12 protein-coding genes are annotated in these 12125 nt (G+C 64.2%); 7 read left to right on the forward strand and 5 right to left on the reverse strand.

All coding sequences use genetic code 11. The annotated features are described in order from the left end of the window. Positions 1-147: 147 nt before the first annotated feature. The gene (locus EJ073_RS07480) at positions 148-765 is read right to left on the reverse strand and encodes a TetR/AcrR family transcriptional regulator (protein ID WP_189347944.1); all 618 of its coding nucleotides are present in this window, start codon (positions 763-765) and stop codon (positions 148-150) included. A gap of 148 nt (positions 766-913) precedes the next feature. Here EJ073_RS07480 and EJ073_RS07485 point away from each other — a divergent pair, with 148 nt between their 5' ends. Continuing rightward, the gene (locus EJ073_RS07485; RefSeq protein WP_126055153.1) at positions 914-1687 is read left to right on the forward strand and encodes an NIPSNAP family protein; all 774 of its coding nucleotides are present in this window, start codon (positions 914-916) and stop codon (positions 1685-1687) included. Here the strand turns inward: EJ073_RS07485 and EJ073_RS07490 are convergent, their stop codons facing one another. Together EJ073_RS07490 and choX are read right to left on the reverse strand one after the other, a co-directional pair. Beyond that, positions 1688-2515 (reverse strand): alpha/beta hydrolase, encoded by an 828-nt coding sequence (locus tag EJ073_RS07490; RefSeq protein WP_245455488.1) that lies wholly within the window; start codon positions 2513-2515, stop codon positions 1688-1690. 11 nt (positions 2516-2526) lie between these two features. Next, a complete protein-coding gene (choX, locus tag EJ073_RS07495) occupies positions 2527-3465 on the reverse strand; it encodes a choline ABC transporter substrate-binding protein (protein WP_126055154.1) in 939 nt (312 codons plus the stop codon). Positions 3466-3575: 110 nt separating this feature from the next. Between choX and betI the strand changes: the two genes are divergently transcribed. The 5 genes from betI (at position 3576) to EJ073_RS07520 (ending at position 7886) form a co-directional block, all read left to right on the forward strand. Next, positions 3576-4190: a transcriptional regulator BetI gene (betI, locus tag EJ073_RS07500; RefSeq protein WP_245455489.1), complete on the forward strand. Its 615-nt coding sequence runs from the start codon at positions 3576-3578 to the stop codon at positions 4188-4190. Between the two features lie 88 nt (positions 4191-4278). Continuing rightward, positions 4279-5055 (forward strand): SDR family oxidoreductase, encoded by a 777-nt coding sequence (locus EJ073_RS07505; protein ID WP_126055156.1) that lies wholly within the window; start codon positions 4279-4281, stop codon positions 5053-5055. A 262-nt stretch (positions 5056-5317) separates the two neighbouring features. Beyond that, positions 5318-6715: a class II fumarate hydratase gene (gene fumC, locus EJ073_RS07510; protein WP_126055157.1), complete on the forward strand. Its 1398-nt coding sequence runs from the start codon at positions 5318-5320 to the stop codon at positions 6713-6715. A gap of 113 nt (positions 6716-6828) precedes the next feature. Then, positions 6829-7251: a DoxX family protein gene (locus EJ073_RS07515; protein WP_126055158.1), complete on the forward strand. Its 423-nt coding sequence runs from the start codon at positions 6829-6831 to the stop codon at positions 7249-7251. Positions 7252-7463: 212 nt separating this feature from the next. Continuing rightward, positions 7464-7886, forward strand: a complete 423-nt coding sequence (locus EJ073_RS07520) for a DoxX family protein (RefSeq protein WP_126055159.1) — start codon at positions 7464-7466, stop codon at positions 7884-7886. Positions 7887-7890: 4 nt separating this feature from the next. Here the strand turns inward: EJ073_RS07520 and ppx are convergent, their stop codons facing one another. Together ppx and EJ073_RS07530 are read right to left on the reverse strand one after the other, a co-directional pair. Continuing rightward, positions 7891-9426 carry an exopolyphosphatase gene (gene ppx / locus EJ073_RS07525; RefSeq protein WP_126055160.1) on the reverse strand — a complete coding sequence of 512 codons (1536 nt, stop codon included), beginning with the start codon at positions 9424-9426 and terminating at the stop codon, positions 7891-7893. Continuing rightward, complete coding sequence (locus EJ073_RS07530) at positions 9423-11618, reverse strand: RNA degradosome polyphosphate kinase (protein WP_126055161.1); 2196 nt, start codon at positions 11616-11618, stop codon at positions 9423-9425. Before EJ073_RS07530 ends, ppx begins: the two co-directional genes overlap by 4 nt. A 252-nt stretch (positions 11619-11870) precedes the next feature. Between EJ073_RS07530 and EJ073_RS07535 the strand changes: the two genes are divergently transcribed. Further along, complete coding sequence (locus tag EJ073_RS07535) at positions 11871-12116, forward strand: zinc-finger domain-containing protein (protein ID WP_126055162.1); 246 nt, start codon at positions 11871-11873, stop codon at positions 12114-12116. Positions 12117-12125 lie beyond the last annotated feature (9 nt).

Consider the following 12125-nt stretch of genomic DNA (forward strand, 5'->3'; position numbering starts at 1 on the left):
AGCAACGGCCTCGTGTGTCGTGATTTCGAAGGTCGCATTGTTTCTATATCGCGCTCCGAGCGAACTTCGAAATCGAAACGACACAGGAAATCAATGAGTTACCAGGATGTTTGATGCCGTTGGGACAGAGCGGGCGGCGTTCCGGCATCAAGGTGGTCTGCGCAGCACCCTGCGGCGCCGCCTCGCTGCCAATCCGCTCTGTGGGGACGGGGCGCCCTGCTCCAACCCCGCCAGGCAATCCCGCAGCAGACCCGCATCCTGCGCCGTCTTGGCCATCGACATGGCGCCCGAATAGGCGGCGACCGCCAGCGCGGCATAGCGCTCGGGGTCCATGCCCTCGTCCCGGCCCGCTTGCCGGTCGACCCGCAGCTTGTCGGCGATCGCCAGCCGCCACCCGGCAAAAATGCCGGCAAGCGCGATGCGGAAGTCCGGGTCGGCGAGCGACAGTTCATGCGCGAGGTTGTTGAGCGGGCAGCCGCGCACAAAGCCTTGCCGTTCCAGTTCAGCCGCCACCGCCTCGAACACGGCGCGGACGCCTTCGCGCGCCGTGGATGCGGCGCGCACCGGCGCGATCCAGGTCTGATCGACGGCGGCGGCCACCCGCTCCTCGATCACCGCCAGCGCCAGCGCCTTCTTGGTCGGGAAATGGTGGTGCAGCGCGCCGCCGGTGACGCCCGCCGCCGCCATCAGGTCGCCGAGGCTGGAGGCGTGATAGCCGCGCGCCTGGAAGGATTCCTCCGCCACGTCGAGCACGCGGCGGCGCATGCCCTCCGGGTCGTTGGTGCGTTTTTGGCGACGCGATTTCGGCTGGGCGGCAATCTCTCCTGACATCTGGGCACGATACCAGATTGACAAAACAGGACAACCGGTCTGTTTTACAAAACAGGACGATCACCCTGTTTTGGTGCCGACAATGGACCTTGCTCGAAACGAAATCTCTGCACGCCTTGCTTCACCGATCGTGGAACTCAGGCAGTACACGCTGAAGCCCGGCCGGCGCGAAACGCTGATCGACCTCTTCGATCGCGAGTTCATCGAGAGCCAGGAGGCGACCGGGATGACCATTATCGGCCAGTTCCGCGACCTCGACCGGCCCGACATATTCGTCTGGATGCGCGGCTTCGAGGACATGACAGCGCGAAAGGAGGCGCTGAGCGCCTTCTATGGCGGGCCGGTCTGGGCGGAGCATCGCGACGCCGCCAATGCGACGATGATCGATTCCGACGACGTGCTGCTGCTGAAACCGGCCTGGCCGGGCGCCGGGTTCGACATCCAAAGGTTGCGCCGGCCAGCTCCCGACAAAGTCGAAAACCAGAGCGAGAATAATCGCTTACCTGGTATTATTGAGATCCAGATTCATCATTTGCGACGCGGCGCTGAAGCCGGTTTCGCAAACCGCTTCGAGACCGAAGCCGTTCGGCTGCTCGCGGAAAACGGCATGCGCCTGCTTGGCGCCTTCATCAGCGAGCATGCCGAAAATACCTTCCCGCGCCTGCCGGTGCGGTCGGGCGAAAACGTCTTCCTCAGCGTCACCGGTTTCGACGACGAAGGCGCGCGCCGGCGGTCGCAAACCGCCCTCGCCGCTTTGCCGTCATGGCAGGCGTTCCGCGATACCACGCAGGCCGATTGCACAAAGCCTGCCGAGACGCTGCGCCTGACGCCCACGGTCCGATCACTGTTGAGGTGATTACCCGCCCAGGCCCGGCATCATTTCCAAGATCGCGTCGGCGATGGAAACCGGATCCTCCCAATGCGGGTTGTGACCGCAATCTTGCGCCCACACCAGACGTGAGCCCACCAGCGCCTGAGCCAGCGCTCGCTGGTGCACCGCGCCGAAAAGCGGATCGCGCCCACCAGCGATGATCAACGCCTGCACCTGCACGGCTCGCCCCACGGCGGTCAGATCGGCGCGACGGACTTCTTCGAGAATGGCGCGCCAGCGCGCCGCGGGAATCGCGGAGGCGTCTTTTGCGAGACCGGCGAGAAAAGCCTGCGGCACACCTGGCTGGCAGGCATGCCACCAGTCATAGAACGGATCGGCTGGCGAAATCGGATCGCGCAACGCCGCGACCCTGTCGGTCAATTGGTGATCCCGTCCGAAATCGGGCTTCAGCGTGCTGGCCACAATCACCAGCCCGCCGATCAATTCGGGATGCCGCGCGGCCAGCATCATCGACACCATGCCACCCAGCGAATGGCCGACGACGACCGGCCGATCGAGCCGCAGGCTGCGGATCAGCCCGGCAATGTCCTCTGCGAAGTCAGCAATGCGATAACCATCGCCCGCCTGTGAGGCGCCGTGGCCGCGCAGGTCCGGCATGATCAGTCGGCGCCCGGAAAGATGCGGCGCCAGCAGCGAAAAACTGCGGCTGGTGTCGGTGAAGCCATGAACCAGGAGCAGCGGCGGCTCCGAACCGGCGACCTCGACATAGGCAAGATCGAGACCGCCGACACCGGCGATTTGCTTGCGGCCGGCCCAGGGGTCCTGCTCGGCCTCCTGATGCGCCAGTTCCAAAGCTGCCGGCCTCACAGTCCGAGCTTTTCCTTGACCGCGGCGAGGCCTGGCTTGCCGTCGAAAGTGGCGACACCGGCGAGCCAAGCGTCGAGACGATCCTTGTGCAAGGCGATCGACTTCAACGCCCCCTCCTCCGGCTTCATGCCGTCATTGATCAGGTAGCCCATGCCGACATTCTCCATATCGATGTCGAATGCGAGGTTCTTCAGGAACTGCGCCACATTCGGGCATTCCTGCAGAAAACCCTTGCGCACCTGCGTCGTCACCGTCGCGGCGCCGAAATTAGGGCCGAAGAACTTGTCGCCGCCGGTCAGGTACTTGAAGTCGTACATCGTGTTCATGGGATGCGGCGCCCAGCCCTGGAAGACAATGAATTGCTTCTCCTTGATCTCGTAGCCGACCTCCGAGAGCATGCCAGCTTCGCTCGACTCGACCACCTGCCAGCCGTCGAGGCCGAACTGAGGATCGGCGATAGCGTCCATCATCAGCTGGTTGGAGCCCGGCTCGATGCCGTACATCTTCTTGCCGAACTTGTCGGCGAATTTGTGCAGGTCGGACAGGTCCTTGACGCCGGCGTCCCAGACATAGGTCGGCACGGCGAAGGTGTATTTGGCGCCGACCAGATTGACGCGCACATTCTCGATCGAGCCGTCCTTCTTGTAGGGCTCATAGTAGGTGACCATCGCCGGGTCCCAGTAGCCGAGGAATAAATCGAGGTCCCTGTTCTTCATGCCCTCGTAGATGACGTTGATGCCGAGCACCTCGCTCTGCGGCTCGTAACCAAGCGCCTGGAGCAGGACGTAGGCGACCCCTGTGGTGAAAGCGAGATCGTTCCAGCCGGGTTCCGCCATGCGGACCGCCTTGCACTGCTCGGCCTCGGCCGCTCGGGCCGCCTGGGTACCCAGCATCAACGCAGCCAGACAGACCCCGTTCGCAAGCACTCGCAACATATCGGCTCTCCTCTGATTGACCATTTAGTCAAATTATTGTCCCATTGGTCAATTGTTGATCTAGGTGGACGAAAATGTCAACATGGAATCGCCATGCTTGGATCGATCCGATGAAACTCACGCGTCTCAGCGACATACGCCGCAAGGAGTTGCGGCAGGCGGCCTTCGCGGTGCTGGAGCGCGAGGGCATTGCCGGTGCGACGCTGGAAAAGGTGGCGGCCCAGGCCGGCGCCTCGAAAGGCATCGTGCTGCACTATTTCCGCAGCAAGCAGGAGCTGTTCGAGCATGCCATGCGCGAGGCGAATGCGGTCCTTTGCCACGCGGTGATCGCCAGGCTCCGGCGAGCGCGGACGCCGATGGAACGGCTCAACGCGGTGATCGAAGGCAATTTCGAGGAGCATCTGTTCCGGCCGCCGCTCTGCCATGCCTGGCTGTCGCTCTGTGCCGAGGTGCCCCGCGACGAAAAGCTGGCGCGCATCCAGAAGGTCATCCACGCGCGCATGCGCTCGAACCTGTTGTCCGGCTTGCGCGGCCTGACATCGCCGGACGTGGCCGACGAGATAGTGATCGGCGTCACCGCACTGATCGACGGGCTGTGGGTTAGGCTTGGCCTGCGGCCGGGCAGCGTATCGCGCGAGTTGGCGGTGCGCCAGGTCAAGGACTACGTCGTGGGACGCCTCGCCCTGCGCCAGACAGCGCCCGCCGGGATGGCGTCGGCCGGGTAAGTTTCATACCGGGCGATAGGCCGACGGGTTGACCCTCCGCGCCATTCGGCGCTGCATCCCTGCGCGGCACATTGCAAGGAGCCTGGCGATGAGACTTCAGGGCAAAAGGGCGCTGGTCACCGGCGGTTCGGATGGCATCGGCTTGGCAATCTCTGAAGCCTTCGCTCGCGAAGGCGCCGATGTGCTGATCGTTGGCCGCGATGCCGGCAAGCTAGAGGCCGCGCGGGACGCGCTGGCGGTGGAAGCAAAAGGTAACGCCACGGTAGAAACGCTGTCGGCCGACCTCGCCACCAGCGCCGGCATCGACGCGGTGGCTGCCCGGGTCAAAGGATCCGGTCGGCCGCTCGACATCCTCGTCAACAATGCCGGCGTCGCTTATCTGGTGCCATTCGAGACGGTCAGCGAAGAACGGTTCCAGCATTCCTTCGCGCTCAACGTGACGGCGGCCTTCTTCCTGACGCAGCGGCTCCTGCCGCAGCTCGGCGCCGGCGCCTCGATCATCAACATCTCGTCCTATTTCGCCAACAAGATGATCCCGAAGCGGCCGTCCAGCCTTTACTCGCTCTCCAAGGGCGCGCTGAACTCGCTGACCAAGTCGCTCGCCTTCGAGCTCGGCCCGCGAGGCATCCGGGTCAACGCGATTGCGCCCGGCACGATCGACACCGCCATGCGGCGCAACTCGATCGAAAACCTGCCGCAGCAGGCACAGGACGACCTCAGGGCCTATGTCGAGCGCTCCTATCCGCTCGGCCGCATCGGCCGCACCAGCGACCTCGCTGGCATTGCCGTCTATCTCGGCAGCGACGAGGCCGCCTGGACCAGCGGCGGCATCTTTGCGATCGACGGCGGCTATACGGCGGGGTGAGAGGCTCTCTCTTCCCCTTCCTCCCTTGTGGGAGAAGGTGTAGCCGAAGGCGACGGATGAGGGGGCTCCAGCTTGGCGCCGACAGCGATACGTCACGCACCTCTCAACCGTGTCGGCGCTGCGCCCGATCCACCTTCTCCGACAGAGGGAGAAGGAAGAGGCGCTTCAACCGATTTGCATCTTCTTGGCCCGCAATCTCTGCTTGATGCCATTTGTGCAACGCGATACGCCGTTGCCGAATTCGACAACCGGAGACCCTCCAGTGAGCGCTGAGAAGAGCAGAACCGAAACCGACACATTCGGTCCCATCGAGGTCGCCGCCGACCGCTACTGGGGCGCGCAGGCGCAACGTTCGCTGGGCAATTTCAAGATCGGCTGGGAAAAGCAGCCGGCCTCGATCGTGCGCGCGCTCGGCATCGTCAAGCGCGCCGCGGCCGAAGCCAATATGGAGCTGAAGCGCCTCGATCCCGCGCTCGGCAAGGCGATCATCGAGGCCGCTCAGGAGGTGATCGACGGCAAGCTCAACGACCATTTCCCGCTGGTGGTGTGGCAGACCGGCTCGGGCACGCAGTCCAACATGAACGCCAATGAGGTGATCTCCAACCGGGCGATCGAGCTGCTCGGCGGCGTCATGGGCTCGAAGAAGCCGGTGCACCCGAACGACCACGTCAATATGAGCCAGTCGTCGAACGACACCTATCCGACGGCCATGCACATCGCCTGCGCCGAGCGCATCGTGCACGATTTGCTGCCGGCGCTGAAGCACCTGCACAAGGCGCTGGAGGCCAAGAGCCAGGCGTTCGCGCATATCATCAAGATCGGCCGCACGCATACGCAGGACGCCACCCCGCTGACGCTGGGCCAGGAATTCTCCGGCTATGCCGCGCAGGTCGCCTCCTCGATCAAGCGCATAGAGATGACGCTGCCCGGCCTGCAGGAGCTGGCGCAGGGCGGCACCGCGGTCGGCACCGGCCTCAACGCGCCGGTCGGCTTCGCCGAAAAGGTGGCGGACCGCATCGCCGCCATCACCGGCATAGCCTTCGTCACCGCGCCGAACAAGTTCGAGGCGCTGGCCGCCCATGATTCCATGGTGTTCTCGCATGGCGCGATCAACGCGGCGGCGGCGGCACTCTTCAAGATCGCCAACGACATCCGCTTCCTCGGCTCCGGCCCGCGCTCCGGCCTCGGCGAACTCTCGCTGCCGGAAAACGAGCCGGGCTCCTCGATCATGCCCGGCAAGGTCAACCCGACCCAGTGCGAAGCGCTGACGCAGGTCTGCGTGCAGGTGTTCGGCAACAATGCCGCGCTGACCTTCGCCGGCAGTCAGGGCCATTTCGAGCTCAATGTCTACAACCCGCTGATGGCCTATAATTTCCTGCAGTCGGTGCAGTTGCTCGCCGATGCCTCGGTCTCCTTCACTGACAATTGCGTGGTCGGCATCGAGGCGCGCGAGGACAACATCAAGGCAGCGCTCGACCGCTCGCTGATGCTGGTCACGGCGCTGGCGCCGACCATCGGCTACGACAACGCCGCCAAGATCGCCAAGACGGCGCACAAGAAGGGCACAACCCTGCGCGAGGAAGCACTGGCGACAGGCCTGGTCAGCGAGGCCGACTACGACCGGCTGGTACGGCCGGAGGACATGACGCATCCGGGGTAAGCTAGTATCACCGGCGTAACCGGGTGAACAATCTGTCGCCACATCGGCATCTTTGGTGAACAGTCTGCCTGCTCTATCTGGGTTGTCATTCCAATCCTCCCGGAGAGAGTCCCATGTCCATCAACACTTCTGTCGCCGGTTCCGGCGTCGCTTCCAACAGCTCCACCACCATCCTGCTCGGCCGCATCCTGCTGGCCGTCATCTTCCTGCTTTCGGGCTTCGGCAAGCTCACCGCGATTGCCGGCACCGCAGGCTATTTTGGCAGCCTCGGCCTGCCGCTGCCGACCGTGACCGCCGTCCTCGTCGGCCTCATCGAGCTGCTCGGCGGCCTCGCCGTCCTCGTCGGCTTCCAGACCCGCATCGTTGCCTGGGTGCTGGCGATCTTCACGGTTGCCACCGGGCTGGTCGCCCACACCGGCTGGGCCGACCAGATGCAGATGATCCAGTTCCTCAAGAACCTCGCCATCGCCGGCGGCTTCATCGTGCTGGCTTCGTCTGGCGCCGGTTCCTACTCGATCGACGCCAAGCGCGGCTGAGCCTTCCCTCGCAAGCGCAGACCTGGGCGGCGCGGAATTTTCCGCGCCGCTTTTTCGTTGTCGAACTGTGCGGACGCGCCAGGTCTGCGACTCTGCTAGACTGGGGCGCAATCTAGGCTTGGCCAGTGGCCGGCTTTCGCTCTTTGTTCTGACGCAATTCCGGACGGAAAACCGTTACACACTTTTCCTGGAATTGCTCTCGGGAGGTGACGATGCCCCGCAATGCGCTGCTTCTATTGTCCCGCCTGCTGCTTGCCGCCCTCTTCGTCCCGTCCGGCTTCCACGCGCTGGCCAATATTTCCGGCACGACCAGCTATTTCGCCGGCCTCGGCCTGCCATTGCCGGCGCTCGCCGCCTGGGGCACCGGCCTGTTCGAGCTGATCGCCGGATTGCTCGTCCTCGTCGGCTTCCAGACGCGAATCGTCGGCCTGCTGCTCGCCGCCTTCTGCGTGGCAGCAGGCCTCATCGGCCACTATGGTCAGGGTGGCGACGACGCCATGCTCGCCTTCCTGCACCAGCAGATGCTGATGAAGGACATCGCGATCGCAGGCGGCTTCCTGGCGCTGGCAATGGCCGGCGCCGGCGCCTGGTCGATCGACGGGCGTAGCTTCGGCGTTGGCGCCGACATCACCTGACGCCCTATTTGACCGAAACGCTCGGCCCATTCTCGACCGCCAGCACCAGCCGGCGGTTGGTGATCCGGGCCAGTTGCGCCAGCCTGCCGGCCGGGCGCTCGCCATAGAGGTCGGCAAGTGAGGCCGGCAGCACCAGCGCCAGCATGCCGTTGCCGCGGTTTTCCCATTTCAGCCTGGGCATCACGCCCGGCATCGCCGCCGTCATCAGGTAGACGACGCGCATCATTGCGGCGAGAACGCGGGCGCGCTCGAGGATGCGCGGCGGCGCCAGCGCCTTGATCTCGGGCGCGATGCCCTCGTTGAAGATGCCGTCATGGCGGTAGGCGCCGGCCAGCGCCAGATAGGCGCGGCCGGGATGGTCGACGCCGATGAAAGAGGCGTGCGCGATGATGTTGAGAGACTGCCTGCCGCGGTATTCGGGATGCGCGCGCCAACCAATATCGGCGAGCAGGCAGGCGGCCTGGCGGTAACGCGCCTCGTCCTCTGTCTCGTCGATGCCGAAAGCGGCAAAGGCCTTGCCGGTCCAGTCGACCAGCTCATGCGCATGGTGGACCGAGCGCGAGCGCAATAGCGCGAGTTCCTCGGCGGCCGAGATCAGCGGATCGGCCTTCTGCTCGGCCGCGTCGAGCAGCGAGTAGAGAAAGCCCTCGCGCACGCCGAGCGCCGAAACGACGATCTTCGACGGCTGCATCGCCGACATGATCTCCTGCAGCACGATGGCGCCATAGGGGAGCAGCGAGCGGCGGTTCTTGGAAACGCCTTCGATGCCCTTGACCTTCTCGATCTCGGCCTTCGTCACCTGCTTCAGGAAGCTCTGCGCGCTGTCGGCCGAGATCTCATAGTGATGCATGACGCCGAGCGGGTAGTTGGTCATTTCCATGTGCAGCCGGGCGAGGTTTCGCCAGGTGCCGCCGACGGCGTAGAAGGCCCTGCCCTGCCCACCCTTCAACAGCTTGGCCCGCGCCAGCTCCTGGCGCGCGATCTTCTGAGCCTGGACGAGCGAATTCTTCGCCATGTCCTGCAGGCGCAGGCCGCCGAGCGGCAGCGTGATGCCGTCGCCGATCGCCTCGCCGTTGATGTCGATCAGTTCGAGGCTGCCGCCGCCGAGGTCACCGGCGATGCCGCTGGCCGGGTGGAAGCCGGAAATCACGCCGAGCGCCGAATAATGCGCCTCCTGCCGCCCGGAGAGCACCCGGATCTCAGTCTTCAGTACGTCCTCGGCGCGGTGGATGAAATCGGGGCCGTTGACCGCCTCGCGGGCGGCGGCGGTCGCCAGCACATACATGTGCTCGGCGCCGGCCTGGTCGGAGAGCGCGCGGAAGCGGCGGAACTCCTCCATCGAGCGGGTGACCGCCTCGGGATCGAGCTTGCCGGTCGAAACGATGCCGCGGCCGAGGCCGGCCAGCATCTTTTCGTTGAACAGCAAGGTCGGCGAGCGCGCCAGCCCTTCATAGACGACGAGGCGGATCGAGTTAGAGCCGATGTCGATGATCGACAGCGGCCGCCGGTCCTGGAGCCGGCCCTGGGAAGCAGAAATCACGCGGCGGCGTTCTTCTTGCGGCGCTTGAACTGGGCGATGCGCCTGGGCGCATGCGACTTCAGCGCGTCACCCCGTCCGGACAGACTCGGATTGGTCATGAAATATTCCTGCGCGTTGAACGGTTCCTCGCCCTCCTCCAGCACGACGCGCCGGGAGGTGCCGTCAGCCAATACGTCGAAACTTTGCTGGTTGTCCATGATGTTGCCCAGCATGATCTGGCCAAGCACCTGTTCATGCACAGTTGGATTGGTGATCGGCGCCATGGTCTCGACACGGCGGTCGAGATTGCGCGGCATAAGATCGGCCGAGGAGATGTAGACGATCGCCCCGTCCGAGGGCAGGCCGTAGCCGTCGCCAAAGCAGTAGATGCGGCTGTGCTCGAGGAAGCGGCCGACGATCGATTTCACCCTTATATTCTCCGACAGGCCCGGCACCTGCGGCCTCAGGCAGCAGATGCCGCGCACGACGAGGTCGATCTCGACGCCGGCGCGGCTGGCATCGTAGAGCGCGTCGATGATGATCGGGTCGACCAGCGCGTTCATCTTCATCCAGATTCGCGCCGGCCGGCCCTCGCGCGCGTGGACGACCTCGTTCGAAATATGCTTCAGGATGCGTTTGCGCAGCGTGAATGGCGAAACGGCGAGCCGCATCTCCTCGGTGGGCTCGGCATAGCCGGTGATGAAGTTGAACAGCTGGGCGACATCGCGGGCAATCGTCGGATCCGTGGTGAAGAACGACAGGTCGGTATAGATGCGCGCGGTGACCGGATGGTAGTTGCCAGTGCCGAGATGCACATAGTTGCGCAGCTTGCCGTCCTCGCGCCGCACCACCAGCGACATCTTGGCGTGGGTCTTGAGCTCGAGGAAGCCGAACACGACCTGGACGCCGGCGCGCTCGAGGTCGCGGGCCCAGCGGATGTTGGCCTCCTCGTCGAACCGCGCCTTGAGCTCGACCAGCGCCGTCACCGATTTGCCGGCCTCGGCCGCGTCGACCAGCGCGCGCACGATCGGGCTGTCGTTGGAGGTGCGGTAGAGCGTCTGCTTGATCGCCACCACTTCCGGGTCGGCCATCGCCTGACGCAGGAACTGCACCACCACGTCGAAGGATTCGTAGGGATGGTGGACGATGATGTCCTTCTCGCGGATGGCGGCAAAGCAGTCGCCGCCATGCTCGCGGATACGCTCGGGAAAGCGCGGATTGTAGGGCGTGAACTTCAGATCGTCGCGGGCGACGGCGACGATCTCGGAGATCTGGCTGAGCGCCAGCGGACCGGTCAGGACGCTGATGCGGCTCGACGAGACGCCAAGCTCGCCGGCGACGAAGTCGCGCAGTTCCGGCGGCATCAGCATGTCGAACTCGATGCGGATCACCGAACCGCGGCGGCGCCGCTTCAGCGCCGTCTCGAACAGGCGAACCAGGTCCTCGGACTCTTCCTCGACCTCGATATCGCTGTCGCGGATGATGCGGAAGGTGCCGGACCCCTTGACCTCATAGCCCGGGAAGAGCTTGCCGATATAGAGGCCGACCGCCTCCTCCAGCGGGATGAAGCGGACATGATTCTTGCGGTCGGGTAGACGGATGAAGCGCTTCAGCGCCACCGGCAGGCGCAAAAGCGCGCTCATCTCCTCGCCATTCTTGCGGTGGCGCAGTTGCAGCGCCATCGAGAAGCCGAGATTGGGGATGAACGGGAACGGATGCGCCGGGTCAATCGACAGCGGGGTCAGCACCGGAAACACCTGATCCTGGAAATGCTCTTCCAGCCAGGCCTTCTCGTCCTTGGTCAGCGCGTCGCGGGTGATGCTTTCGATGCCTTCCTTGTTGAGCAGCTGCATCAGTGTCGAAAGGCTCTTCTGTTGGTCCTCCTGCAGGCGCTCGACCTCGCGCAGCAGTTGTTCAAGCTGCTGTTCGGGCGTGCGGCCGTCCGGACTCTTCAGGACGATGCCCTCGCGCACCTGGCCTGCCAGGCCCGCGACACGGACCATGAAGAACTCGTCGAGATTGCCGGCCGAGATCGACAGGAAGCGGATCCGCTCCAGAAGCGGATGGTGCGGGTTCAGCGATTCCTCCAGTACGCGCCGGTTGAACTGCAGCCAGGAGAATTCGCGGTTGACGAAGCGATCGGGATTGCCGCTCTCGGCACTTGCCGCCTCGATGGTGATGAATTCGCTGTGCACCGGCTTCAGTTCGTTCATGATTCCCGCTCTTGTCCTGCGCCCATCGCTTTGAAGCGCTGCATTCCGGATGGGCTACGGACGCTCTAACATGTTTTTGTGACGCACGATCCCTCACGAATCCCGCAGCGATCCAGGGTCATGCGCTTAACCGGCTCAACTTATCCTCTGACAGGCTTTTGCGACAGTTTCATTTCATCGATCTTGCAAACAGGCCGGTTATGATCCAGATGCAGACTGGCCGAAACAAGCCGAGACCAATTGGAGACGACGATGGCAGGCGGTTCCATTCCCCATTTCCAGAACGATGCGGGCCATCCGGCGATCGACATCGGCGTCAAGGAATTCATGTGCACGGGCGCCAACCCGCCCTTCGACCATCCGCACGTGTTCCTCGACATGGGCGACGACAATGAGAAGGTCTGCCCCTATTGCTCGACGCTCTTCCGCTATTCGGCGAAACTGAAGGCGACCGAAACGGTCCCCGCGGGCTGCCTCTATATCGACCAGGCCGCCTGATCCTCTTCC

It is taken from the genome of Mesorhizobium sp. M4B.F.Ca.ET.058.02.1.1 (assembly GCF_003952505.1).
Taxonomy (GTDB): Bacteria; Pseudomonadota; Alphaproteobacteria; order Rhizobiales; family Rhizobiaceae; genus Mesorhizobium.